22 protein-coding genes are annotated in these 24,052 nt (G+C 66.4%); 5 read left to right on the top strand and 17 right to left on the bottom strand.

The genetic code is table 11. The features are described from left to right. Positions 1–91: 91 nt before the first annotated feature. Entirely contained in the window at positions 92–2,077 is a 1,986-nt protein-coding gene (locus tag D5301_RS00910; protein WP_153854522.1) for a transglycosylase SLT domain-containing protein, read from the bottom strand. 151 nt (positions 2,078–2,228) lie between these two features. Between D5301_RS00910 and D5301_RS00905 the strand changes: the two genes are divergently transcribed. Beyond that, positions 2,229–2,636, top strand: a complete 408-nt coding sequence (locus D5301_RS00905) for a biopolymer transporter ExbD (protein ID WP_153854521.1) — start codon at positions 2,229–2,231, stop codon at positions 2,634–2,636. 389 nt (positions 2,637–3,025) lie between these two features. Here D5301_RS00905 and D5301_RS00900 read toward each other — a convergent pair whose 3' ends face one another. Then, positions 3,026–3,580 carry a hypothetical protein gene (locus D5301_RS00900; RefSeq protein ID WP_153854520.1) on the bottom strand — a complete coding sequence of 185 codons (555 nt, stop codon included), beginning with the start codon at positions 3,578–3,580 and terminating at the stop codon, positions 3,026–3,028. A gap of 303 nt (positions 3,581–3,883) precedes the next feature. Beyond that, positions 3,884–4,111 (bottom strand): hypothetical protein, encoded by a 228-nt coding sequence (locus D5301_RS00895; protein ID WP_153854519.1) that lies wholly within the window; start codon positions 4,109–4,111, stop codon positions 3,884–3,886. A gap of 99 nt (positions 4,112–4,210) precedes the next feature. On the opposite strand from D5301_RS00895, the gene D5301_RS00890 reads away from it, so the two are divergent. Next, positions 4,211–7,072 (top strand): TonB-dependent receptor, encoded by a 2,862-nt coding sequence (locus D5301_RS00890; protein ID WP_153854518.1) that lies wholly within the window; start codon positions 4,211–4,213, stop codon positions 7,070–7,072. Between the two features lie 70 nt (positions 7,073–7,142). Here D5301_RS00890 and D5301_RS00885 read toward each other — a convergent pair whose 3' ends face one another. The 4 genes from D5301_RS00885 to D5301_RS00870 all read right to left on the bottom strand — a co-directional run bounded on the left by D5301_RS00885 (position 7,143) and on the right by D5301_RS00870 (position 11,177). After that, positions 7,143–7,577 carry a hypothetical protein gene (locus D5301_RS00885; protein ID WP_153854517.1) on the bottom strand — a complete coding sequence of 145 codons (435 nt, stop codon included), beginning with the start codon at positions 7,575–7,577 and terminating at the stop codon, positions 7,143–7,145. 171 nt (positions 7,578–7,748) lie between these two features. After that, a complete protein-coding gene (gene fhuE / locus D5301_RS00880; protein ID WP_032128963.1) occupies positions 7,749–9,893 on the bottom strand; it encodes a ferric-rhodotorulic acid/ferric-coprogen receptor FhuE in 2,145 nt (714 codons plus the stop codon). 172 nt (positions 9,894–10,065) lie between these two features. After that, positions 10,066–10,617 carry a M23 family metallopeptidase gene (locus D5301_RS00875; protein ID WP_153854516.1) on the bottom strand — a complete coding sequence of 184 codons (552 nt, stop codon included), beginning with the start codon at positions 10,615–10,617 and terminating at the stop codon, positions 10,066–10,068. A 77-nt stretch (positions 10,618–10,694) separates the two neighbouring features. After that, positions 10,695–11,177 (bottom strand): Lrp/AsnC family transcriptional regulator, encoded by a 483-nt coding sequence (locus D5301_RS00870; RefSeq protein ID WP_153854515.1) that lies wholly within the window; start codon positions 11,175–11,177, stop codon positions 10,695–10,697. A gap of 72 nt (positions 11,178–11,249) precedes the next feature. Between D5301_RS00870 and D5301_RS00865 the strand changes: the two genes are divergently transcribed. Beyond that, entirely contained in the window at positions 11,250–12,119 is an 870-nt protein-coding gene (locus D5301_RS00865; RefSeq protein WP_033835229.1) for an EamA family transporter, read from the top strand. A gap of 67 nt (positions 12,120–12,186) precedes the next feature. Here D5301_RS00865 and D5301_RS00860 read toward each other — a convergent pair whose 3' ends face one another. The 4 genes from D5301_RS00860 to D5301_RS00845 form a co-directional block, all read right to left on the bottom strand. Next, positions 12,187–12,924: an endonuclease/exonuclease/phosphatase family protein gene (locus D5301_RS00860; protein WP_005419292.1), complete on the bottom strand. Its 738-nt coding sequence runs from the start codon at positions 12,922–12,924 to the stop codon at positions 12,187–12,189. Positions 12,925–12,977: 53 nt separating this feature from the next. Then, positions 12,978–13,811 (bottom strand): thiol:disulfide interchange protein DsbA/DsbL, encoded by an 834-nt coding sequence (locus D5301_RS00855; RefSeq protein ID WP_153854514.1) that lies wholly within the window; start codon positions 13,809–13,811, stop codon positions 12,978–12,980. 106 nt (positions 13,812–13,917) lie between these two features. Then, positions 13,918–14,568, bottom strand: a complete 651-nt coding sequence (locus D5301_RS00850) for a thiol:disulfide interchange protein DsbA/DsbL (protein ID WP_110713671.1) — start codon at positions 14,566–14,568, stop codon at positions 13,918–13,920. A gap of 106 nt (positions 14,569–14,674) precedes the next feature. Continuing rightward, the gene (locus D5301_RS00845; protein ID WP_153854513.1) at positions 14,675–15,475 is read right to left on the bottom strand and encodes a c-type cytochrome; all 801 of its coding nucleotides are present in this window, start codon (positions 15,473–15,475) and stop codon (positions 14,675–14,677) included. A gap of 156 nt (positions 15,476–15,631) precedes the next feature. Between D5301_RS00845 and yihA the strand changes: the two genes are divergently transcribed. After that, positions 15,632–16,234, top strand: a complete 603-nt coding sequence (yihA, locus tag D5301_RS00840; protein ID WP_100440120.1) for a ribosome biogenesis GTP-binding protein YihA/YsxC — start codon at positions 15,632–15,634, stop codon at positions 16,232–16,234. Positions 16,235–16,307: 73 nt separating this feature from the next. On the opposite strand, the gene D5301_RS00835 is transcribed toward yihA, so the two are convergent. From D5301_RS00835 to D5301_RS00825, 3 genes are all read right to left on the bottom strand, one after another. Beyond that, entirely contained in the window at positions 16,308–17,279 is a 972-nt protein-coding gene (locus D5301_RS00835; protein ID WP_110713667.1) for an MBL fold metallo-hydrolase, read from the bottom strand. Between the two features lie 618 nt (positions 17,280–17,897). Further along, positions 17,898–18,722 carry a helix-turn-helix transcriptional regulator gene (locus tag D5301_RS00830; RefSeq protein ID WP_153854512.1) on the bottom strand — a complete coding sequence of 275 codons (825 nt, stop codon included), beginning with the start codon at positions 18,720–18,722 and terminating at the stop codon, positions 17,898–17,900. Continuing rightward, on the bottom strand, positions 18,719–19,423 hold the full coding sequence (locus D5301_RS00825) for a VIT family protein (RefSeq protein WP_153854511.1): 705 nt from the start codon (positions 19,421–19,423) through the stop codon (positions 18,719–18,721). Before D5301_RS00825 ends, D5301_RS00830 begins: the two co-directional genes overlap by 4 nt. 152 nt (positions 19,424–19,575) lie before the next feature. Between D5301_RS00825 and D5301_RS00820 the strand changes: the two genes are divergently transcribed. Beyond that, positions 19,576–20,940: a glutamate--cysteine ligase gene (locus D5301_RS00820; protein WP_032129893.1), complete on the top strand. Its 1,365-nt coding sequence runs from the start codon at positions 19,576–19,578 to the stop codon at positions 20,938–20,940. A gap of 45 nt (positions 20,941–20,985) precedes the next feature. On the opposite strand, the gene D5301_RS00815 is transcribed toward D5301_RS00820, so the two are convergent. From D5301_RS00815 to D5301_RS00805, 3 genes are all read right to left on the bottom strand, one after another. Then, positions 20,986–21,582: a GrpB family protein gene (locus D5301_RS00815; RefSeq protein WP_228756287.1), complete on the bottom strand. Its 597-nt coding sequence runs from the start codon at positions 21,580–21,582 to the stop codon at positions 20,986–20,988. Between the two features lie 31 nt (positions 21,583–21,613). Then, positions 21,614–22,822 carry an NnrS family protein gene (locus D5301_RS00810; protein ID WP_153854509.1) on the bottom strand — a complete coding sequence of 403 codons (1,209 nt, stop codon included), beginning with the start codon at positions 22,820–22,822 and terminating at the stop codon, positions 21,614–21,616. A gap of 140 nt (positions 22,823–22,962) precedes the next feature. Further along, positions 22,963–24,021 carry an NAD(P)-dependent alcohol dehydrogenase gene (locus tag D5301_RS00805; RefSeq protein WP_153854508.1) on the bottom strand — a complete coding sequence of 353 codons (1,059 nt, stop codon included), beginning with the start codon at positions 24,019–24,021 and terminating at the stop codon, positions 22,963–22,965. Positions 24,022–24,052: the final 31 nt, after the last annotated feature.

Here is a 24,052-nt window from a genome sequence, read left to right as displayed (position 1 = left end):
GGGAAATGGATGCCGGGTAGTGCCGGCCGCTGGCCGGCAACCCTTGGATAATGGCCGAAGCCGGCCAGCGGCCGGCACGACCGCAGTGCGATCAATCGCCGCCCTGGTCAGCGTTGGCGGCGCAGCTGAAGCTCTTGCGCTTGTCCACCAGGCGGCCCATCAGACGGTCGCTCAGCGGCAGCGCATCACCATTGAGGCGCCAGTCGTAGATCACGCTGAAGGCCAGCACGCGCGCGACGTACTCGCGGGTTTCCTTGTAGCTGATGGTCTCGATCCACAGGTCCGGGTCATAACCCGGGCGCTGGCTCTGCCAACGCGCGGTCGGGGTCGGGCCGGCGTTGTAGGCGGCGATGGTCACGTACGGCAGACCGTCGTACTTGTTCATCAGCTGGCGCAGATAGGCGGTACCGATGGCGATGTTGGTGTCCGGGTCGTACAGGCTGTCGGCGCCGCCGTAGCCGGTCAGGCCGATCGACTTGGCCACGCCGGCACCGGTGGCCGGCAGCACCTGCATCAGGCCCATGGCGTTGGCAGGCGAGCGCGCGCGCGGGGTGAAGGTGCTCTCGGCGCGGATCTCCGCCGCCACCCAGGCCGGATCGATCGCGTTGCGCGCCGATTCGCGACGGATGGTGGCGTCGTGGTGCAGCGGGAAGCGCAGGTCGTACAGGCGCTGTTCCTGCGGCTGCTTGCCGAGTGCGAACACGGCGCGGTCGAACCAGCCATTGTCCTGCGCCACGCGAACGGCGAGGCGGCGCTGGGTGTCATCGAAGCGCGACAGCGCACTGTTCCATTCGGCCACGGCCCAACCGGCGCGATCGATCTGGTACAGCGCCATCGCGCGCTGGATCGCCGGATCGCGCGCGATCACCGCCTGCGCCTGCGCGCTGTCATTCGGCTTCCAGGGGCACAGGGTATAGCCCTGCTGCAGCTTGTCGGCGGCCAGGAAACCGTGGAAGGTCGGTGCGCGCGCTGCCTCGCGGAACAACGGCTGCGCCTGTTGGGCCTGGCCGGTCTTCTCCAGCATGCGGCCTTCGAAGTAGCGCCAGCGCGGGTCGCTGCGCTGCTTGCTGCCCATCTTGCGGATCGCGGTCAGCGCCGCCGGCCAGTCGCCGCGCGACATGGCTTCGCGCACGCGCCACTCGTGCAGGCGCTCGTCATACGCCGATTCCGGAACCGCGTTGAGGCGGCGCGCCGAATCGGGCAGGTAGGACGCCACCGTCCACAGTGCGATCTGGTACAGCACCTGGCCTTGCTGGTCGGCACTCAGGCCCAGTGCCTGCGCATACTGCGGCAGCTGCTGTTCGGTGGCGCCGGGATCGGCCTTGGCCAGCTTGGCCAGGCCATCGGTGGCGATGCGCCGGCTGCGCTCGTTGCGCGGCCAGTTCAACGCGCTGGCGTTGGGCTTGTCGACAAAGGCAGCGTAATTGCTGGCCAGCGCCAGGTCGGTGGCAGGCAGGCCGCGTGCGGCGCTGCGCATCACGGCCGGCTGCTGAGCGTCGGCGGCAGCGTCGATGCGTTCCCAGCGCAATGCGTCGCTCAGCCCGCCCTGCGCCTGCAGCACGGCGAAAACGGCATCACAGCCGTCCGGCAGCGACTTGCCGTTCTTGCGCCACAGGTCCTGCGCTTCGCTGATCCACTGCGGATCGACCTTGCCGGTCACCTGGCGCGCGGTCAGCTGCGCACAGCGCAGGCCGGCGTTGTCGGTGGGCGCCCAGTTGGCGAGCAGGGTGGGCCAGTCCTGGCGGCGTGCGACCGAGGGCAGCCATACGCTGCGGAACGTGCTGGCCACGGCTTGGCCGTCATAGCGCTTGAGGAAGGCCTGCGCCTGCGCGGTATCGACGGTGTCGATGTTGCGGCGCAGGTTGGCGTACTCCAGCCAGCCGTATGCCGGATGGCGGCTGAGTGCGGCGGCCTGGCCGGGATCGAACTGGCCGCGTTCGGCGGCAGCGATCGCGGCCTTCAGCTGCGCGTTCTGGGCGTCGAGGGACTGGGCATTGGCGCAACCGATCAGCAGCGTGGTGGCCAAGGGCAGCAGGGACAGGGCGGTCGAAGAGCGTCGGGTCATGGCGCCCAGCATAGCGGGGGCTGGCTGAATTCAGTTTCGCAGCGCGTGCACGTTGTTGGCCGGCAACGGCAGCTGAACGCCACTGCAGTGTGCACTGCCTGGCAGGCCTGCGGGCGACGTAGTGTCGACCTTGGGCGAACGGCCCGGCTGCAGGGAGCGGCACATGGCGTTCAGTAGCGCAGGAAGAAGCGGCCCGCTGGCGGACATCAATGTCACGCCACTGGTGGATGTGATGCTGGTGCTGTTGATCATCTTCATCGTGACCGCGCCGATCGTGGCCCGGCCGATTGCTGTGCAGTTGCCACAGGCCACCGATCGCACGATCGATCGCCCCGAACCGCCGCCGCCGATCGAACTGCGCCTGGATGCGTCGAACCAGTTGAGCTGGGATGGCCAGCCGATGGCCATCGGCGATCTGCAGGCACGCCTGCAGGCGCAGGCCGGCGCGCATGCCGGCAACCTGCCGGAGCTGCGCATCGCCACCGACCCGGCGGCCGAGTACGAAGGCATGGCCCGGATATTGGCTGCGGCCGAAGCCACTGGCATGGAGCGCATCGCTTTCGTGCGGTAGGGCTATCTAAACCGCCGCTCATGGGGAGATTGCGACATGAGCGGCGGATGTGGGTGTCAGTATTGCTGGCAGTAGACTGTGCGACCATCCCAACTGCACGAGATGCGGCTGCTGCTTCCGCGCTGGACGGGGACTCCATACATCTGTGCGGATCTGACCCAGTTGTCCAGGTCACGATGCTGGCCGAAATAGTATTGTCCGGCGTACGAAGGGGCGGAGATCGGGTCGGCGATGGATTCGTCAGGAACCTTGTTGCCTGTGCTGTCGCGACTTTCGCCCTTCTGATACTTGGCTTCGGCCACGTTGTCGGGTGTTACTCGATAAAGCGTCTTTGACCCGTCACGCCATGTGGTCATTATTGCTATGGATCCGCCACCTTTGAGACCTGCTCAGTTCAGGGCCGCTTGTTGAATCGAGAGCGCAATGCTGTTCCAGGTTGGGCTTCCCGTATTGGCTCCTGCCAGTTCTGTGGCTAGATACTGGCCAAGTCTGGTTCTCAGTGTGGCTGAGGCGACGATGTCGAAGGTATTGGAGGACTTGTAAGACTCGGGAAACCTCACTCCATTGGTGTTTCCGGGGTTGTCTGGATGCAGCACGACTACTGATCCGCCTCCTGCCATCGCGTGGGCCTCTTCAGGTGACGCTCGAAAGGCTGACGTCGCATCCAGAATTCGTAGGAAGGCCATTTGAATCTGTGCGGGAACCGGTGTCGAAAGTGCGCGCCACTTTCTGATCTCGCGATCATATTCAACTTCGAAGGCGCTCAGTCGGGCTTTTTCGAAGTCCATTACAACCGCCAACCCGGAGCCTGACATCAGGGCTGCATCCTTGGGAGATGCACAGTTGTTGCATTCAATCAGGCCCCCCGCTCTCGATTCGCTTGCCGGGGACAGAAGCAATGCCGTGACAATCGCGACATGGATCATGACGGTGATTGTTTTCACAATTGAGCCTCATGAGAATGACTGGGGTTCTCAGTCTCACCTTGGTCGGCCCCGGAAATCCGTTTGACGGGCAGTTTTCAAACTATTCCTAAATGTTGTCTGAATTTGCTCCGTAGGTTCAAGCTAGTCGATGCATGTAGCTCTGTCATCGAGATGGCAGGATCCGAAAGAGCAGACATTGAGTGCCTCACGTTCGCACGGTGATCCCGGCGATCTGCAGTCCATCATTGCAAGAGCTCCTCCCTACGGGTTACTCACCATCTTGGTATGAGTTCCAGCTAGAAAGCGATCTGATCGACACCGTCAACCGACGGCAACGGCGATCATCATGCTGCCGATGGCGAAGGCGCATTGTCGTTGGACGGATCGGCAAGAGCACTTGCCCAATCGCGGGAAAGCCGGGAAACGGCTGTCGCAGCCAGCATCAAGGCTGCCTGCTGCGAACAGTATCGTCCGGTCATAACCTGCAGCCATCTGACGCAATCGGCCTGCAATTGCGTCAATTCCGCGTGAAAGAGTGTCGATCATCACGCCGCGATTTTTACCACTTGTTTACAAAGGAGACGGCGCCGCCATGCAGGGAGGGAGTGCGGCAGCCCATGTCCCGACATTCCTTTGGAGAGAGAGCGAATGAATCACCTGCACCACCGCCCTTTGGCGGTTGCCGTCGCGCTGTGCGTGATGACCCTGGCACCGTTGGGTGCCGCTGCACAATCCACCACCAACCTCGATGCGGTGGAAGTCACCGGTACCCGCATCAAGCGCGCTGAAGTCGAAGGCCAGGTGCCGATCCAGACGCTGACCCGCGGTGATATCGAACGCACCGGCCTGACCTCGATCGGCGAAGTGCTGCAGCAGCTCACCGGTTCCGGTTCCGCGCTCAATGCCAAGTTCAATTCGTCCGGCAACTTCGGCTTCCCGCCCGATGGCAGTGGCGTGGGTGCCGGTTCCGCGCAGGTTGATCTGCGTCATCTGGGGGCCAAGCGCGTGCTGGTGCTGGTCGATGGCATCCGCTGGGTCAATGAGTCGTCTGCCTCCGGTGTGGGCTCGGCGACCGACCTCAACACCATTCCGCTGGCCATCGTCGAACGCATTGAAGTGCTGGAAGATGGTGCGTCGTCGCTGTATGGCTCCGACGCCATTGCCGGCGTGGTCAACATCATCACCCGCCGTGATTTCGATGGCGGCCAGGTGACTCTGAACTACGGCGAGTACAGCAAGGGCGATGGTACGCAGAAGGGCGTGGACCTGGCCTGGGGCAAGAGCGGTGACCGCTACAGCCTGTTCCTGGGCGCGAGCTGGACCAAGCAGGATCCGGTGTTTGCCAAGGACCGCGAACAGTCGCGCTTCCCGATTCCCGGCACCGGCCTGGCCTTCGGCAGTGGTGGCATTCCGCAGGGCCGTTTCATGTTCACCGATCCGAACACTGGTGCGGTGCAGAACATCGTGCCCAATACCGGTGTGAGCAACCCACGTTACGACGGCAGTGCCGGCTGCACGCGCACCGATGACTATCACTGCTTCACCAGCGCTGATCGGTTCAATTTCGCCGAATACAACATGGTGCTGACACCCTCGGAGCGTAAGGGCCTGTTCGGCCAGTTCCGCTTCGACATCACCGACAACGTGCAGTGGTACGTCAAGGCACTGGGCAACCGCCGCGAGTCGACCAACCAGGCCGGTCCGGAGCCGCTGTTCTTCGGTCCCGATGGCGCCACCGGTAATCCGTTGGCCGACAACATCACCGTGTCTGCGCTCAACCCGTACAACCCGTTCGGCTTCGACCTGGTCTCGGGTGACAACCTGAGCCTGATCGGTCGCCGTCCGGTGGAGGGCGGTGCGCGCGTGTTCAAGCAGAAGGTGGACACCACGTACTTCGCCACCGGCCTGGTCGGCAACTTCCAGGCGGCTGACCGCAACTGGTACTGGGACGTCAACGGCATGTACAGCAAGAACAAGGCCGAACAGACCAACTACGGCAGCTACAACATCTACAACGTCAACATGGCGCTGGGCGATCCTGCCATCTGCGCCGCCACGCCAGGGTGCGTGCCGCTGAACATCTTCGGTGGTGTGGGCTCGATCACGCCGGACATGCTGAAGTGGATCCAGCCGGTGGTGCGTGACCGCAGCCAGAACGAGCTGAGCCTGTTCACCGCCAACCTGTCCAGCGAGCTGTTCACGCTCCCGGCCGGCCCGGTGTCGTTCGCCACCGGTGTCGAACACCGCAGGTACAAGGGCTCCTACCAGCCGGATCCGTTGACGGTGGCGGGCCACTACAACGGCGTGCCCTCGCAGCCGACCTCGGGCTCCTATGACGTCAATGAAGCTTACCTGGAGTTGAGCGTGCCGATCTTCGCCGACTCTTCGTTCGGCAAGAAGCTGGACCTGAGCCTGGCCGGCCGCTATTCGGACTACTCCACCTTTGGTGGTGAATTCACGCCCAAGTACGGCCTGCGCTGGCAGGTGACCGATGACTTTGTGCTGCGCACGACCTATGCCGAAGGCTTCCGCGCACCGTCGATCGGTGAGCTGTACGGCTCGGCGGCACGTGCCGACCTGCAGTTGTTCGATCCATGCTCGGTGGGCCTGGGCGGTACGCCGCCGCGTGGCAGCGCCGCCAACTGTGCTGCGCTGGGCGTGCCGGCTGGTTTCCAGCAGGCCAACTCGCAGATCTCGGTGACCACCGGCGGCAACCGTGAGCTTGATCCGGAACGCTCGCGCAGCTTCAGTGCCGGCTTCGTGTGGAGCCCGTGGTTCGGCAACAATGCGTCGTGGTCGGAGCGCTTCGACGTGGAAGTGACCTTCTACCGCCACGCCATCGATGGTGCCATCCAGGCGATCAACGCGCAGACCCAGCTGGACCTGTGCGTGGATACGCTCGATCCGATCTACTGCGACGGCATCACCCGTGCCAGCACCGGCGCAGTGAGCAGCTTCAACAACCGCCTGACCAACCTGGGGTCGATCAAGACCGATGGTTGGGACGTGGATCTGTTCTGGACCTTGCCGCAGACCTCCATCGGCCAGTTCAAGCTGGGCTGGAAGAACACCTTCGTCGGCCGTTACGAGGCCACCGGCGCGGCCGGCCAGAAGCAGCCGCAGAAGCCAGGCGTGGAAGTAGCCGACAGTTCGATTCCGGAATGGACCAGCAATGCCAGCATCGGCTGGACGATGGACCGCTGGAGTGCCAACTGGACCGTACGGCACATCTCCGAGCTGACCGAAAACTGCGGTGATGCCGCTGCCTTCCCGGTGTGCAGCAACCAGGCCGCAGGCACCAATACGCTGTCGGCCACCACCTTCCATGACATGCAGGTGGGCTACAAGATCGACTGGATGAAGGGGCTGCAGCTGACCGCTGGCCTGAACAACGTGTTCGACAAGGATCCGCCGATCTGCCTGTCGTGCTCGTTGAACGGTTACGACGCTTCGACCTACGACATCCCGCGTGGCCGCTACTGGTACCTGCGCGCGGACCTGCGTTTCTGATGAAGGGACGGCGCCGGGCTCCGCCCGGCGCCGTTGCAGCGTCGAGCCATGCTCGACTCCATGAAGGTGGTCAATCCGGAATGTCCTGTTCCGGGTCATCCTGTTCAAGGCTGGCACGGCGGAACGCGGTGCGTGCCCATCCCAGTCCGGCCACGATCATCATCGGCCCGACCGCGAAGGCGGGCAGTGAGGGAATGCGGAACTGTGGCAGCGTTTGGACCAGCAGGTTGTACAGGATCCAGGCCACCAGGATCAGGCCGATCCCCGCGCACAACAGTCCGAACAGCACCTGTGGAATGCCCATTGCCAATCCCAGCGCGCGCTCGGAGCGGGTGGGGATGGGGATGGCGCGCAGTTCACGGCCCAGATCGAACCAGAACAGGATCGCTGCGGGCAGGCCGATCAGCAGAAGCAGGATGAAGTAGCCATTGCCTGTAGCGACCATCAGCGGCAGCGAAGAGAACAGGGCCACGAGCGAGAGAGCGAGTTTCGTGCGGGTGCGCATGGCCGGTCGTCCTTGAGGGGGAAGGCGCGAGGTATCCGTCTGCGCGACGCTACACCTGCAAGGTCAGCGCGGCAACGGGGGCGCCGAGCGCCCCCGTTGTGGTGTCGAGCCGTGCTCGACGACCCCGTGTGATCGAGTCGAGCATGGCTCGACGCTACAAGGCCGGTTGGATCAGAACGCCCAGGTGAACGTCAGCGAGCCATTGCGGCCGTCGCCGTAGGCACCGTAGCCGGTGATCTGCGAGTAGTACTTCTTGTCCAGCAGGTTGTTGAGGTTGGCCTGCACGCTGAACTCCGGCGAGATGCGGTAGCGCACGAAGGCACTGACCAGCGCGTAGCCTTCCTGTTCGAAGCGGCCCACTACCGGCGCAGCGTAGTAGATGCGGTTCTGCCAGTTGGCACCGCCGCCGACGGTCAGTTCCTGCAGCGATTGCGGGGTGTAGCTGGTGAACAGCTTCAGCGCGGTCTGCGGCAGGTTGGTGTTGATGTCGGCGCCGTTGATGTCCTTGGCCACGTAACGTGAAGCACCGAAGGTCGCGTTCCAGCCCGGTGCCAGTTCGCCGTTCACTTCGAACTCGAAGCCGCGGCTGACGGTGCCACGTGCAGCGATGTAGGCGGTCTCGTTCATTTGCCCGTCGACCTTGTCCATGGTTTCCTGGCCAACGTTGTCCTGCTCGATGCGGAACACTGCCACGGATGCATTCAGCCGGTTGTCGAACCACGCGCCCTTGACGCCGACTTCGTAGCTCTTGCCATCGACCGGATCGAGGTAGCTGCCCTGCTTGTTGCGCAGCGTCTGCGGCTGGAAGATCTCGGTATAGCTGGCGTAGGCGGAGTAGGTATCGTTGATGTCGTAGACCAGGCCGGCATACGGCGTGGTCACTTTGTGCGAGCGGTCGTTGCCTTCGTCTTCGCTCTTCCAGTCGGTGTAGCGCGCACCGATGATCAGCTTCAGCGGATCGGCCAGCGACAGGCGTGCGGCGGCATAGCCGGCCTTCTGTGTGATGGTGCCCTGGCTGGCAAGCTTCAGCGGTCGCCAGTTCGGCTGCGGGAAATCACCGGTCCAGCCGAAGTAGCTGGCCAGCGGCAGGTACTGTGCATTCGGATCGTTGAAGTCAGGCTGGAAATCACCATAGTTGGCGAACTCACGCTTGTTGTAGCTCAGGCCGGCCATGAACTGGTGCTCGCGGCCGAACAGCTGGAACGGCCCATCGATGTAGCCATCGATGCCATCAACCTTGCGCTCGGTGTTGTAGAAGCCGGCCATCGGCGTGATGCCGGCGCCCGTGGTCTTGTTGAACGCGGTGTAGGCCGGATAGAACAGCTTGTCGTCGGCCTTGGTGCGGTCGTGGGTGGCGCCGATCTTGAACTTCCAGCCGTTGCTGAAGGCATGCTGCAGGGTGGCGAACGCACGCTTGCTGGTGGTGTCCCAGTAGGTCCAGTCCGGCGACGGATTGAACGAGGTCGGATAGTTGGTCGGGCTGCCATCGGCGTACCACATCGGGAAGCCGCCCCAGGTCGCGCCGTTGGCGCGCTTCTGCTGGTAGTCGTAGCCCACGCTGAGCTGCGTGTCCGGGGTCAGGTCGGCGTCGATGACGGCATAACCCAGCGTCTTGCGCTGGTTGTAGCGGTCCATCTGACCATCGGTGTCCAGGTAGCTGCCGATCACCCGGCCGCGCACCGTGCCACTGGCGTTCAGCGCGGTGCCCACGTCCACGGTGGTGCGTGTGCGGCCCCAACTGCCGACGTTCACCGAGATGCTGCCGGTCAGTTCTGCGCTGTCGGCGTGTTTGCGGATGAGGTTCACCGAGGCGGACGGATTGCCAGCACCGCTGAGCAGGCCGGTAGCGCCGCGTACCACTTCCACGCGGTCGTACAGCGCAAGATCGAGGCCGGAATCGCCGTAGCTCCAGTTCTGCACCATCTGCGTCGGCAGGCCATCGAACTGGTAGGCATCGATGTAGAAGCCACGCGCGTAGAACTCGGTGCGCTCGCTGTCGGACTGGGTGCTGGTCACGCCGGTGGTGTTGGCCAGCACGTCGATGATGTCGTCCAGCTTCTGATCTTCGATGCGCTGGTGGCTGATGATACTGACCGACTGCGGGATCTCGCGCGGCGCCAGGTCGAAGCGGGTACCGGCCGAGGTACGGCGAACCGAATAGCCTTCGGCGCGCTCGCCCTTGACCACCACCTTGTCCAGCGTGGTCGGGTCGGCGGCAGTGTCGGCGAAGGCGGCCGGGGCCACGGCACAGAGAACAGCAAGCACGGCAACGGACAGCCGCTGCGGCTGCAGGGTACGGAAGGCGGGACGGGTCATGGGAGTCCTGGACGAGCACGCGCGTTCGACCGTCATCCAGGAGGCGATGCGCTACGGGTAGGGGAAGGGCGGGCAGGCCGTCCTGGCACCACCGGAAACGAAAGAAATGGTAATACGAACTATTCCTATTTACAAATCATGAACAGATCGGTCCGCGGGTGCGCAACAGCGTTCAGCGCAGCAGCGGCAACGGGTCGCGAGGGCCGTTCGAGCCGTAGATGCCCCAGTGCAGATGCGGCGGTGTGCCCTTGGCATTGCCGCTGTCGCCCACATGGCCGAGCAGGTCACCGGCCCGCACCACCTGGCCGCGCGCCAGGCCCTCGGCCCAACCTTCCAGATGCGCGTAGTAGTAGCGTTCCCGCCCGGGCCCGATCACCCAGACCTGGCGGCCACCGAGGCCGCGTTCGCTGACATCCGCGATGACGCCGGCAGTGACGCTGCGCACCGGCGTGCCGCGCTGGGCGAAGATGTCGATGCCGGCGTGGGAGCGGTTGCGGCCGCGCGGCGCGCCGAAGGTATCGGCGATCTGGCGGGGGCGCACACCCTCCACCGGCACCGGGAGTTCGGTGGCCGGCGGCATCTGCGCGAGTGTCCACAGCATCTTTGGTGCGGCGGCCCAGGGACTGTTCCACAACGCCATCATCGCAACGACGGCAATGGCCAGCCACAGACCGCGCAGCAGCCAGCGGCGCAGGCGACCGGCAGGAGAGGACGGAGTGCTCATGGTCTCCGACTGTAGCGTCGAGCCATGCTCGACGGCTGTTGCTCTGCGGTAAAAGCGCAGTCGAGCATGGCTCGACGCTACAGAACCGGTGCCAGCGGGACCTCGAAACTCCGCTTCAAGGTGCCCAGTGCCACCGAGGTCCGGAAGCGCTCGATATTGTCGTCGCCACCGAACAAGCGCTCGGTGATCGTCTCGTATTCTTCCATCGACGCGGCCGAAAGCAACAGCAGGAAATCGCCGTCGCCGGTGATCGAGTAGCACTGCTGCACGGCCGGGTCGTCCTGCACGCGGCGCTTGAACGGCGCCACGCGTTCACGCTGCTCGCTGACCACGCGCACCTCGACGATGATGGTCAGTGGTCGCCCGACCTTGGCTGCGGCGACCACCGCTACATTGGCCGCGATCACGCCGCTGTCCTGCAGGCGCTTGATGCGGCGCTGCACGGCCGGGGTGGACAGGTGCACGGCCTCGGCGATTTCGCGCTGCGGCAGGGTGTTGTCCCGCTGCAGCAGGTCGAGGATGGCGCGGTCGAAACTGTCGAGCACGGGGGCGGTGGCCATGGCGAGCAGAAGTTGCACGAACGGGCTGTCAATTGAGCCAAGTGCTCGGCGCCGGCGCAATAGACTTTGCGCATGCAGACCTCACGACTCGCGCCGATGTTGCCGGCGCTGGCGGTGCTCGGCTCGGTCACCTCGCTGGCCATCGGCACCTCCTACGCAAAACACCTGTTCCCACTGATCGGCGCGCAGGGCACCAGCGCGCTGCGCGTGGGCTTCTCGGCGCTGTTGCTGCTGCTGTTCTGGCGGCCATGGCGCTGGAAGACCAGCCGCGTGGATGCGATCACCATCCTGCGCTACGGGCTCACCCTGGGTCTGATGAACCTGCTGTTCTACATGGCCCTGCGCACGATTCCCTTCGGCATCGCGGTGGCCATCGAGTTCACCGGGCCACTGACGGTAGCGATGCTGTCATCACGACGACCGATCGACTTCCTGTGGGTGGGCTGCGCGGCGGTGGGGCTGCTGTTGCTGTTGCCGATCGGTGGCGGCCCGGCGCTGGATCCGGCCGGGGTGCTGTATGCCATGGGTGCGGCGGCGTGCTGGGGCCTGTACATCGTGTTCGGCAAGCGTGCCGGCCACCTGCACGCCGGGCATTCGGTGTCGCTGGGGCTGCTGGCGGCGTCGCTGGTGGTGGTACCGGTGGGCGTGGTGCATGCCGGCGCTGCACTGCTCGATCCGAAGATCCTGGCGGCCGGCCTGCTGGTGGCGCTGGTCTCCAGCGCGATTCCGATGTCGCTGGAGATGATGGCGCTCAAGCGCCTGCCCAAGGAGACCTTCGGCATCCTGATCAGCATGGAGCCGGCGGTGGCCGCGCTGTGGGCGATGCTGCTGCTGCACGAGCACCTGCACGGGCTGCAGTGGCTGGCGATCGGCTGCACGGTGCTGGCCTCGGTGGGCAGCACGATGACCGCGCGGCGGCTGAAGGTGCCGGTCACCGCATGAAAAAAGGGGACGGAGGGGATTAAGTCGTTTGTGTCGCAAACGACTTAATCCCCTCCGTCCCCTTTTTTCAGCGCAGGGCGTCGGCCGGGACGTCGATCTGCATCGCCAGGGCGAGGTGATCGGAGAATGCGGCCGGTACGGCTTCCACGGTGCGGGTCTGCAGGCCACTGCTGACCAGGATATGGTCAATGGCGCGGTCGGGGCGCCAGCTGGGGAAGGTCGGCACGATGCAGCCGGGAGGCTGCAGCCGGGTCTTCTGGTACAGCACCTGCATTTCCGGGCGTTCGGCCAGGCAGTTGAAGTCGCCCATCAACACGGCGTTGGGATGGTCGGACAGCAGCTCGGCGATGAAACCCAGCTGCGACATCCGCGAGCCCGCGCCCAGCGACAGATGGGCCACCGCCACCGCCAGGCCATCGGCACCGTCGCCGAACTTGGCCAGCAGCACGCCGCGCCCGCCGATGCGGCCGGGCAGGGCGTGGTCCTGCACTTCCACCGGTTCCAGCTTGCTCAGCAGGCCATTGGCGCTGGAGGCGACCCCGCCCATGCGCCGGTTCGGCTGGTGGCTCCAGTAGTTGAAGCCGGCACGCTGGGCCAGGTAGTGGGTCTGGTTGGTGAAGCCCGAGCGCAGGCTGCCCGGGTCGGCCTCCTGCAGGCCGACGATGTCATGTTCGCGCGCCAGGGTGGCGATCGCGTCCAGGCTGCTGCGCTTGCGGCCCGCCGGCAGCGCATGTGACCAGCTGCGGGTCACATAGTCGCTGTAGCGGCGGGTACTTGAGCCGGCCTGGATGTTGGCCGTCAGCAAGCGCAGGGTCCGTGTACGGGGGGAATTCACGGCCGGGAAACGCTTCTCTTGGCTCAGTGAGCCTGGGCCGCACCGCGTTCGCGGGCGATCAGGTGGTCGGCAATGCGCAGCATGTCCGGGAAGCTCTTGCCCTTCACCAGGTACTTGCCGTTGACGATGATCGACGGGGTGCCGCTGATCTGGCTGCGCTGGGCGAACTGCTTGGCCGAGTTGGTCTTGGCGTTCACCGCGAAGCTGCCCATGGTGGCGGCGAACTGCTTCGGATCCACGCCGTAGGCACCGTAGAACTTGGCAATGTCGTCCACCGAATCACGGCCACGTTCGCCCTTCAGGGTCTTCTGCGAGTGGATGGCGGCGTACAGCGCTTCGTGGGTCTTCTCCTGCACGCCCAGGGTCTGCGCGGCGTAGAAGGCACGGGCGTAGTCATCCCAGGTGCCGCCGAACATGGCCGGCACGTAGACGAAGTTCACGTCGCTCGGCAGGCCGGCCTTCCACGGGCCGACCAGCGGCTGGAATGCGGCGCAGGCCGGGCAGACATAGCCGAAGATCTCGGTCACTTCGATCTTGCCGGCGGCCGGCTGGAACGGCTGGCCGTTCGGGATGACCTGGTAATCGGCGCCTTCCACCGGAGCCGGGCCGGTCAGCGCGGCGGTGCTCGGAGCCGGTGCGGCAGCCGGTGCGGCTTCGGCTGGGGCCTTCTCGCCTTCGGCGACAGCCGGAGCGGTGCCTTCGCTGCCCGCGGCCGGTGCAGCGGCGGGCTCGGTGGTGGCCGGAGCGGTCGCCGGTTCGGCCGGGGCCGCGGTGGTGTTGGTGCTGCCGTCGTCGGCCTTGCAGGCCGCCAGGATCGGCAGCAGCGCTGCGAGTGCGAGGGCGTAACGGATCTTCATGGAAACGTCTCCAGCATCTGGAAAGGTGGGGCCGGCGTCAGGCGCCGGCCAGAGGGAAATGATGACATGCGGCGGCGACAGCGCCGTGTCGGTGGTGGGCGTTGGTTCAGCGGCCGCGGGCGGCGCGGGCCTGGGCGATCAAGGCCGAGGCGATGCGCAGCTGGTCGTCGAAGCTGTTGCCGCGCACCAGGTACTGGCCATTGATGATGATGGCCGGGGTGCCCGGCACCTTGGTGCGCTGGGCGAACGCGCGGGCGGCATCGACCTTCTTCTGCACGGCCTCGCCGCGCAGGGCCTGGATGTAGCGGTCCGGAGTGACGCCATAGGCCTTGTAGAAGGTGGCGAGCTCATCGGCCGAGACGTTCTGCATCGGCAGCGAACCCTGTTCGTGCAGGGCCTTGAACACGGCGGCGTGGCTGCGCTTGGCCACGCCGACTTCGTCAGCGGCGTAATAGGCCAGCGCCCAGGCATCCCAGGCACCACCGAAGGCGGCCGGGACCGGGGTGAAGCGCACGTCGGCCGGCAGCTTGGCCGCCCAGGCTTCCAGCTGCGGTTCGAAGTGGGCGCAGTGCGGGCAGGTGTAACCGAAGACTTCGACCACCTCGATCTTGCCGGCCAGCGGCTGGAACGGACCCGGCTGGGCGATGCGCTCGTAGTCTTTGCCCTCGACCAGCGGGGCATTGGCGGGAGTGGCGGCGCAGGCTACCAGCGGCAGCAGCACCAGCACGGACAACAGCAGGCGGGAAATCAACCTCATCGACACGCATCTCCGTTGAAAAAAGCAACGCCGGCGCGGTCGCCGGCGTGAAGGAAACATACCGCAGGCGAGGGCCGCAGTGGCGGCCCGGGCCGACCAGCGGTGGTCAGGGCGCGGCAGCCGGTTGTGCCGGCGTGGTCGTCACGGCAACGTCGTCGGCCTTGTTGTGCAGGCCCTGCAGGTAGCTCGACAGCGCCTGCACCTCCTGCTCGCTGAGCTTCTGCGCGACCGTGGCCATGATCTGGAAGTGCGCCTTGTCGGTCTCGTGGGTCTGCCCGGCCTGGTATTCCTGCAGGCGCCGCGCGACATAGCTGGCGTGCTGGCCACCGATGTGCGGATAGGCCGGGCCCGGATTGCCGGCGCCACTGGGGCCGTGGCAGGCCATGCAGGCCGGCAGGCCGCGCTTGGCGTCGCCACCGCGGTACAGCTGCTGGCCGATCTCGTAGAACTTCATGCCCTTGTAGGGGCCGTCGGCAACCAGGGTGTCGTCGGCGATGCCGGCGGTGGCCTTCTGCGTGGCGAAGAACGCGCCGATGTCGCGCATGTCCTGCGGGGTGAGGTTCTGCACGAACGGCACCATCGCCACCGCCGCACCGGAGCTGCGCTGGCCATTGGCGATCAGGGCCATCTGCTGGGCCACGTAACGTTCGCTCTGGCCGGCGATGGACGGGTACATCTCCACCGTGGAATTGCCGTCGGCGCCATGGCAGGCCGCGCAGGCCGAGGCCTTGGTCTGGCCGGCCTTGGCATCGCCCCAGTGGGTCTTGCTGAAATCCACCTCCAGCGAGGCGGTGTTGATCGGCCCGTTGTCGGGCAGCGGGGTCAACGTGGTCTGCGCGAACGCAGCAGCGGCAACGACTACAGCAGTGGCAAGGGCGGATACGGCAAGAACGCGAGCGTGGCGCATGCTAAAGCTCCGTATGGACCGGGCCGGGCGGTGGCCGCCGGCATCGCCCGGATTATCAACGCCGTTTCCGCGCACGGTCAACGCAGCAGTGCAGCAAAATGCCCGCAAAGGCCGCCGGCACGGGCGCGCGGCGCCGCAACATGCGATCCTAGGCGCATGTCATTGCTCATCGAACGCGCCCGTTACCACCTTTCGGCCCACAACGTGCGGCAGCTGCCGCCCGACGAAGGGGCCGAAGTGGCCTTCGCCGGCCGCTCCAACGCCGGCAAGTCCAGTGCGCTCAACGCGCTGACCCGCCAGAACGCGCTGGCCCGTGTCTCCAAGACCCCCGGCCGCACCCAGCAGCTGGTGTTCTTCCAGATCACCCCGGAAGCCCATCTGGTCGATCTGCCCGGTTACGGCTACGCCAAGGTGCCGCTGGACCTGCAGGCGCACTGGCAGGCCTTCATCGACAAGTATTTCCGCACCCGCGAGGCCCTGAAGGGGCTGGTGGTGGTGATGGACATCCGCCATCCGCTGAAGGACTACGACCGGCAGATGCTGTCCTATGCGGTGCAGCGCGGTTTGCCGGCGCACGCGCTGCTGACCAAGGCCGACAAGCTCAGCCGCAGCCAGCAGATGCAGACCCTGCAGAAAGTGCGCAAGGAACTGCACTCGGCCTACGGCGACAGCGTCAGCGTGCAGGTGTTCTCCGGCGAAGACCGCACCGGCGTGGATGAAGCCCGCGGCGTGATCGGCGGCTGGCTGGGGTTGGAGTAAGCGCTCCCCCGTCGCCCGGCTGGCAGCCGGGCGCTACCGGATCGGGTGGGTGCCGACCTTGGTCGGCACACCCTCACAACGGCGAATATTCCGCCGGCACCCAGGCATAGGCCTGGCCTTCGCTGCGCACATGGCCCAGGCCGGGGAACGGCAGGTGTGCACCGGCCACCCACCAACCGTGGGCGGTGGCCTGCTGCAGCAGGCTGCGACGGCTGGCGGTGGCCGCCTTGCGGTCCGAATCGGCCTCGAACGCGGCTTCCGGGTGGGCGAACTGCACCGCATGGAAGTGCAGCACATCGCCCCACACCAGCAGCGACTGGCCCTGGCTGTCGAACCGGTAGGAGACATGGCCGGGCGTGTGGCCATGGGTATCCATCGCCACCGCGCCACCGGGCAGGGCATCGCCGGGGCTGAACGTGCGCAGGTGGCCGCTGGTCTGGTACGGCGCCACCGCGTTGCGCGCCAGCGGGAAGGCGAAGCGCACCCCCTTCGGCGCGGTGGCCTCGCTGGCCGGATTGAGCCAGTAATCGGCATCGGCCTTGGACAGCCACACCGTGGCATTCGGGTAGGCCGGCTTGCCCTGCGCGTCGAGCACGCCGCACAGATGGTCCGGATGGGCGTGGGTCAGCAGCACCTCATCCACCTCGGCCGGGTCCACGCCGGAGGCGCGCAGGTTGCCCAGCACCTGGCCCAGGCCGGGGCCGAAGCACTGCGCGGTGCCGGTATCGACCAGGGTCAGGTGGTTGCCCTGGCGCACCAGGAAGGCGTTGATCGCGGTCTGCAGGCCCTTCTTGTCTTCAGGCACGTAGCGGCCCTCCAGCAGGCGGCTGACCAGCGTTGGCGGCACGTCGACCACTTCCTGCCGGCCCAGTGCGACCACGCCGTCGAACAGGGCGGTGACCTGCAGCGCTCCGATGCGCTGGTGGTAGACGCCGGGGACCTGCTGGGTGGGGGCGGGCGAAGTGGCTTCGGCCAGCGCGGCCAGCGGCAGGGACGACAGGGCCAGCAGCAGGGCGCCGCGTAGCGGCAAGGGACGCAGGGTCATGGCGGTTCTCGGTGGATGACGGGCGGTTCCGTTGCGCCCAGCGTGCCGTGGCCGGCGTGTGCACGGCGCTCAAACCACTGCGCGGAATGCTCAGGGAGGGGTGTTGTCTGCAGGGCTGCGCCCTGCACCCGCTACGAGCCAGAGCAACGGCCGAAGCAACAGCGGCTATCCGTGGGATGGCGGGGTGGGTCCGGTTGCGGGGGACGCCGTAAACCCATCCATGGGGGCTTGGCCGCGGCATCCATGCCGCGGACACTCCCGCAACCGGACCCACCCCGCCTTCGACAGTTTTCTGCGATCTGTTGGAAATACTCTTGGGGTCAGATCCGTTTTCCGCAGGAAAACGGATCTGACCCCGGAATTTCATTCGATATCTGACAGATGTGTCGACCAAGGTCGACACCTACCAACAGCCGCGGAGATCTGTCAGGGGTGGGGCGGTGTGGGTGGGCAGGACCGTTGGCGCCATGGATGGCGCCATCGAGCCCCCATGGATGGGTTTACGGCGTGTCCTGCCCACCCACACCGCCCCGCCATCCCACGGATAGCCGCTGTTGCTGTTGCTTCGGCTCTTGCTGTTGCCTCGGCAGGTGCAGGGCGCAGCCCTGCCGAACCCCCTCAAATGTCTGTGGGAGCCAGTCCGTACTGCTCGGCGAAGCGCTTGCTGAAACTCGCCGCAGACCGGTAGCCCGCGCGTGCGGCGACGGTCTTCAACGGCAGGTCGGTGGTGTAAAGCAGCTTCATCCCGTGAGCCAGCCGGGCCTCGGTGAGCAGCTGGCGCAGGCTGGTGTCCTCGGCCGCAAGGCGACGGCGCAGGGTGGCACCGCTCAGCGCGAACTGTTCTTCCACATCACGCGATTGCCAGTCGCGAGCCGGTTCGGCGGCGATGCGGTCGCGGATCTGTTCGCCCAAGCTCGGTGCCTGCGGCAGCAGCAGGTTGCCGTGGCCCTGCCGGCACAGGGTCAATACCAGCGAGGCCAGGGCCAGCCGGGCGTCGCTGTAACGGCCGTCCTGCAGCGATTGCCGCCACTGGCGCAGCACCGTGCCATGGTCGATCAACGACAGTCGCGCCATCGCCTGGCCAGCGGCGGGAAGTTCCTCGCTCCACAGCGTGCGTGCGGCCGCCAGCACTTCGGTACACAGCGGCACGATGGCGCTGAGGTAGCGGCCACTGCGCGGATCGGGGCTGTTGACCACGTCGATACGGCAGCGCTGGGTCAGCAGCAGGATGTCGCCGGGGATGAATTCCAGCAACTGGTGCGCGGTACGCACCTGCTTGCGGCCTTCCAGCAGGATCGCGAACTGTGGTTGCGGAATCTCCACCGAGCTGGCGCCATGCTCTTGGCGAGCGGTGATGCAGGCATAGCCTTCGGCGCGTGCGCAGCCGGCCAGGCTGGTCATCTCGGCCAGTAGTGCGGTGGCCGGGGGCAGCATGGTGGTCATGCCACGTGGGCGCCGAACAGACGTCCGACGCCTGCAGCGGCGGCCATTGCCAACGCGCCCCAGAACATCACCCGGATCGCGCCGCGCACCGGCGGTGCGCCGCCGGCCTGGGCCGCCATCGCGCCGGTCAGGCACAGGCCGAGCAGGGTGCTGGCGGTGGTCATCATCGCGACCTTGTCGACCGGCGCGAGCAGCGCGGTCAGCACCGGCAGTGCCGCACCACAGGTGAAGGCGCCGGCCGAGGCCAGCGCTGCCTGCAGCGGGCGCGCGCGCAGGGTATCGGTGATGCCCAGCTCGTCGCGGGCGTGGGCGCCCAGTGCGTCGTGGGCGGTGAGCTGCTCGGCCACCTGCCGCGCCAGCGCCGGCTCCAGGCCGCGGTGGCGGTAGATCGCGGTCAGCTCTTCCAGCTCGCTGTGCGGATCTTCGTGCAGTTCGCGCTTTTCCATCGCCAGGTCGGCGTCTTCGGTGTCGGCCTGGGTCTGCACGGAGACATACTCTCCAGCGGCCATCGACATCGCGCCGGCCACGGTGCCAGCCACGCCGGTGGCCAGAATGGTCGCCGCGGAGGCGCCGCTGGCGGCCACGCCGACCACCAGGCCGGCCACCGAGACGATGCCATCGTTGGCCCCCAGCACGGCGGCACGCAGCCAGCCGACGCGCTCGGAGCGGTGCAGTTCGGGGTGTCGTGAATGGCGGCTCATGGCCCCGAGTGTACGAGGGTCAAGAGGGCGTCGGTAGGATGCTGAAAACCGTCTCCGTCGCATGACGCAACGGGTCGCCACGCTATAGTGCGCCCTTGCGATGGAAGGCCCCGGGCCCCACATCCCCCGCCACTGTCCAGCGAGCCTTCCCCTTGTCGAGCCCCAGCCACGTCGCCGATACCCCCATTACCGACCGCTCGCAGCTGGTGGAGGTGATCGCCTCCGGCGAGAAGCCCCGCGCGCAGTGGCGCATCGGTACCGAGCACGAGAAGTTTGGATTCCGCCTGGATGACCTGCGACCGCCGACCTTCGAGGGCGAGCGTGGCATCGAAGCGCTGCTCAACGGCCTGGTCCGCTTCGGCTGGGAGCCGGTGCAGGAGAACGGCAACACCATCGCCCTGCTGCGCGATGGCGCCTCGGTCACGCTGGAACCGGCGGGCCAGTTGGAACTGTCCGGCGCGGCGCTGGAGACCATCCACCAGACCTGCGTGGAGACCGGCACCCACCTCAACGAGGTGGCACAGGTGGCCGGTGAGCTGCAGCTGGGCTTCCTCGGCATGGGCTTCCAGCCGAAGTGGAAGCGCGATGAGATGCCGTGGATGCCGAAGGGCCGCTACAAGATCATGCGCGCGTACATGCCCAAGGTCGGCTCACTGGGCCTGGACATGATGACCCGCACCTGCACGGTGCAGGTGAACCTGGACTACGCCACCGAAGCGGACATGGTGAAGAAGTTCCGCGTGTCGCTGGCGCTGCAGCCGATCGCCACCGCGCTGTTTGCCGATTCGCCGTTCACCGAAGGCAAGCCGAACGGCTACCTGAGCTACCGCTCGCACATCTGGACCGACACCGACGCCGACCGCACCGGCATGCTCGACTTCGTGTTCGAGGATGGCTTCGGTTACGAGCGCTATGTCGATTACCTGCTCGACGTGCCGATGTATTTCTCCTACCGCGATGGCATCTACCACGACGCCAGCGGGCAGAGCTTCCGCGATTTCATGCAGGCCAAGCTGCCGGTGCTGCCGGGTGCGCTGCCGACGCTGCGCGACTGGTCGGACCACATGACCACCGCGTTCCCGGAAGTGCGCCTGAAGAAGTATCTGGAAATGCGCGGTGCCGACGGTGGCCCGTGGAGCCGCCTGTGTGCGCTGCCGGCATTCTGGGTGGGCCTGCTGTACGACGACACCGCACTGGATGCGGCCTGGGACCTGGTGCGTGATTTCACCCTGGCCGAGCGCCATGCACTGCGCGACGGCGTGCCGAAGCATGCAATGAACCTGCCGTTCCGCACTGGCAGCGTGCGCGACCTGGCCCGTGAAGCGGTGAAGATTTCCGTCGAAGGCCTCAAGCGCCGCGCGGCGCGCAATGCCGACGGCCAGGACGAGAGCAAGTTCCTGGACGTGCTGCAGGAGATCGTCGAGTCCGGCCTGACCCCGGCCGAACGCAAGCTGGCGCTGTTCCATGGCCGCTGGCACGGCGACGTCGATCCGGTGTTCCGCGAGTTCGCGTACTGACACTGTTCCGGCAGGTGCCAGCCGGGGCCGGCACCTGCCGTTGCGTCACCACCCGCGCGCTGCGAACAGGCGCGCGTAGATGCCGCGAACCACATCCTGCTTGCTGCGGTTGTAGGCCTGCACGTTGGCATTGCCCTGCAGTGCTGCCTGCTTGGCCTGTGCATAGCGCCTGCGGTCGTCTTCATGGCTGCGCAGCCAATCGCGGAACAAGCAGTGGCGGAGGTGCTCGGCGCAACCAGGTGCGAACACGTGCAGGTTCACGCGCGGCACGTCCAGCCGCAGCATGCGGTGCTGGTACCACGAGGGTTCGCGGATGGTAAGCACGTAGCCCAGTGCCTGCAGCGGTGGCAGCCAGGCCGCTTCGTCGGCGGGATCGGCAACCAGCAGGTCGATGTCCAGTACCGGTTTGGCCGGCAGGCCCGGCACCGCGGTGGAGCCGACGTGTTCAATGCCCAGCGCGATGTTGCCGAGTGCCGCCTGCAGCTGCGTGCGCTGCTGCTCGAACTGGTCGGCCCACAGCGTGGACCAGGGCACCACCTGCAGCGCTTCCGGCTGCGGCGCGCCGAGAACCCAGGGATTCTCGTCAGGGTCGCCATCGGCGAAGGTAGTGATTGTGGTGGGATCGAACGGAATATCGGACATGCCCACCATGGTGCCATGCCCGGCGGTGATGTCAGCCCGGCTTGCCGTCGCGACGTGGGCTCAGGTAGATCCAGCCCAGACGCGCCACCCATGGTGCAAGCGCCAGCAACCAGCCGATGGCTGCGGCGAAATGCCACGCATAGGCGTCGGGCATCAGTTCGGCAGCGATGCGCATGATCGCCACCGCCTGCAGCGCGACGAACGCAAACCAGGCCACTGCCGGCATCACCAGCGGTCGCCCGGAATGCCCCTGGGTGACCCGGGTCACCATCGCCACCAGCAGGCTGCCGAACAGGCCCACGGCGAGGGCATGCAGCGGCGCGCGGCCGAGCAGTTGCAGATGGCCCAGCATCTGGCCGATGTCCTGCAGCAGATACAACGCAAAGCTGATCGGCAGCCACGCCAGCGCCAGGAACAGGGCCGCGAGCAGGCCCGGCATCGGCCCGCGTGGCCACCAGTGCCATAGCGCCTGCAGCGACAACATCAGCAGCGGCGCATCGGCCAGCCACAGCAGGTGGTCGATCTGCAACGCGCTCAACAGCAGGCGCAGCATCAGCAGCGCCCACATCGCGGCCAACCAGCGCAGCGGTCGCCACGGCACGTAGCCGTCCACCACGTTGTTGGCGAAGAACGGGATCATCCGGTGCGCGACGGTGAGGTAGACCGGCAGCAGCAGGCCGAAGGTGCCGAGTGCCACCGTGACCGGCATCAGGGTGGCGTGGCCGCGCACCACCGCCATGAACAGCAGCAGCCCCAGCCAGCCCAGCAGCAGTGCGGCATAGCAGGCGCGCGCATGCCAGTTGCGGTTGGGGCCGGCGGCCGTGAGCACGCGTCCCAGCACGATCAGTCCGGCGCTCCAGCCGGCCAGTGCCAGCAGCAGGCCGGGCCACAGCCCGGGTGTCCAGCCGCAGGCGGCGGCAATCAGCAGCGCCTGCCCACCAAACAGGCCGATGCCGACCGGCGCATAGCGGCTGCGTGGCAGCTCCGGCTGTGCCATCCAGCGCGGGAACACGGTGAGCAGGAAGCCGAAGATGAAACTGGGCAGCACCAGGTACTGCATCAGCAGCGCGTGCAGCCAGGCCGGAGGCAGCGGCGGTGGCTGCGGCGTCCACAACCCGCGCAATGCGCCCAGCCACAACGCCCACCACAGCATTGCCAGCAGCAGGTTGCTGGCGCCGATGAAGAACAGCAGCCGGTGCGGCGCGCGCATCAGCATCGCAGGGGAGGGCAGGCGGGCCATGCAGCGAGTCTGCGCCGGAGGGGGCGGCCGCTGCCTTGACCTTCGTCATGCCAACGTATGGATGGTGCCAGCCAGCGGCCGGCACGACCAGAAAGAAACCCCGGCAGTGCCGGGGTTCTTCGTTCACAGTCGCCGATCGATCAGGCGGCGTTCTTCATCGTCGCCATGTCGATCACGAAGCGGTAGCGCACATCGTTCTTCGCCATGCGTTCCCAGGCTTCGTTGACGTTCTTGATATCGATCATCTCGACGTCGCTGACGATGCCGTGCTCGGCACAGAAGTCCATCATTTCCTGGGTTTCGGCCATGCCGCCGATCGCCGAGCCGGTCAGGTGCTTGCGGCCGAAGATCACGCTGCCGCCGGTCAGCGGCGGATCCAGCTCGGTCAGCACGCCGACCAGGCACATGGTGGCCTCGCGCTTGAGCAGGCCCATATACGGGTTGGTGTCATGGCCAACCGGAATGGTGTTGAGCAGGAAGTCGAAGCTGCCGGCGTGCGCCTTCATCTGCGCGGCGTCGCGCGAGACCAGCACTTCGTCGGCGCCCAGGCGCTTGGCGTCGGCGCCCTTTTCCGGCGTGGTGGTGATCATCACCACATGCGCGCCGAGTGCCTTGGCGAACTTCACGCCCATGTGGCCGAGGCCACCGAGGCCGATCACGCCGACCTTCTGGCCCGGGCCGACCTTCCAGTGGCGCAGCGGCGACCAGGTGGTGATGCCGGCGCACAGCAGCGGCGCGGCCGCCTTCAGGTCGAGGGTGTCGGATACCTTCACCACGAAGCGCTGCTCGACCACCACGTGGTCGGAATAGCCGCCGTAGGTCGGCGCACCGCTTTCGCGTTCACGGCCGTTGTAGGTCCAGGTCGCGCCTTCGGCGCAGTACTGCTCCAGGTCGTGCTCGCAGGCGTCGCAGTGGCGGCACGAGTCGACCATGCAGCCCACGCCGGCGTGGTCGCCGACCTTGAAGCGGGTGACGTTGCTGCCGACCTCGGTGACGCGGCCGATGATCTCGTGGCCCGGCACCATCGGGTAGATCGAGCCACCCCAGTCGTCGCGGGCCTGGTGCAGGTCGGAGTGGCAGATGCCGCTGTAAAGGATCTCGATGCGCACATCGTCCGGGCCGACCGGGCGGCGTTCGAACTCGTACGGGATCAGCGGGTCGGTATGTGAATGGGCGGCGTAACCACGGGCGAGGGACATGGGGAATCCTTGGCAGGGTTTGTCGAAAGGC

The sequence above is a fragment of the Stenotrophomonas sp. MH181796 genome, from assembly GCF_009659995.1.
Classification (GTDB): domain Bacteria; phylum Pseudomonadota; class Gammaproteobacteria; order Xanthomonadales; family Xanthomonadaceae; genus Stenotrophomonas; species Stenotrophomonas riyadhensis.
The sequence above is the reverse complement of the archived record's forward strand: the minus strand, read 5'-3'. Positions and strand labels throughout refer to the sequence as shown.

Coding starts and splice junctions, on each gene's coding strand:
- D5301_RS00910 (WP_153854522.1), bottom strand. CDS start 2,077: ATGCTGGGCGCCATGACCCGACGCTCTTCGACCGCCCTGTCCCTGCTG.
- D5301_RS00905 (WP_153854521.1), top strand. CDS start 2,229: ATGGCGTTCAGTAGCGCAGGAAGAAGCGGCCCGCTGGCGGACATCAAT.
- D5301_RS00890 (WP_153854518.1), top strand. CDS start 4,211: ATGAATCACCTGCACCACCGCCCTTTGGCGGTTGCCGTCGCGCTGTGC.
- D5301_RS00885 (WP_153854517.1), bottom strand. CDS start 7,577: ATGCGCACCCGCACGAAACTCGCTCTCTCGCTCGTGGCCCTGTTCTCT.
- fhuE (WP_032128963.1), bottom strand. CDS start 9,893: ATGACCCGTCCCGCCTTCCGTACCCTGCAGCCGCAGCGGCTGTCCGTT.
- D5301_RS00875 (WP_153854516.1), bottom strand. CDS start 10,617: ATGAGCACTCCGTCCTCTCCTGCCGGTCGCCTGCGCCGCTGGCTGCTG.
- D5301_RS00870 (WP_153854515.1), bottom strand. CDS start 11,177: ATGGCCACCGCCCCCGTGCTCGACAGTTTCGACCGCGCCATCCTCGAC.
- D5301_RS00865 (WP_033835229.1), top strand. CDS start 11,250: ATGCAGACCTCACGACTCGCGCCGATGTTGCCGGCGCTGGCGGTGCTC.
- D5301_RS00855 (WP_153854514.1), bottom strand. CDS start 13,811: ATGAAGATCCGTTACGCCCTCGCACTCGCAGCGCTGCTGCCGATCCTG.
- D5301_RS00850 (WP_110713671.1), bottom strand. CDS start 14,568: ATGAGGTTGATTTCCCGCCTGCTGTTGTCCGTGCTGGTGCTGCTGCCG.
- D5301_RS00845 (WP_153854513.1), bottom strand. CDS start 15,475: ATGCGCCACGCTCGCGTTCTTGCCGTATCCGCCCTTGCCACTGCTGTA.
- yihA (WP_100440120.1), top strand. CDS start 15,632: ATGTCATTGCTCATCGAACGCGCCCGTTACCACCTTTCGGCCCACAAC.
- D5301_RS00835 (WP_110713667.1), bottom strand. CDS start 17,279: ATGACCCTGCGTCCCTTGCCGCTACGCGGCGCCCTGCTGCTGGCCCTG.
- D5301_RS00830 (WP_153854512.1), bottom strand. CDS start 18,722: ATGACCACCATGCTGCCCCCGGCCACCGCACTACTGGCCGAGATGACC.
- D5301_RS00825 (WP_153854511.1), bottom strand. CDS start 19,423: ATGAGCCGCCATTCACGACACCCCGAACTGCACCGCTCCGAGCGCGTC.
- D5301_RS00815 (WP_228756287.1), bottom strand. CDS start 21,582: ATGTCCGATATTCCGTTCGATCCCACCACAATCACTACCTTCGCCGAT.
- D5301_RS00810 (WP_153854509.1), bottom strand. CDS start 22,822: ATGGCCCGCCTGCCCTCCCCTGCGATGCTGATGCGCGCGCCGCACCGG.
- D5301_RS00805 (WP_153854508.1), bottom strand. CDS start 24,021: ATGTCCCTCGCCCGTGGTTACGCCGCCCATTCACATACCGACCCGCTG.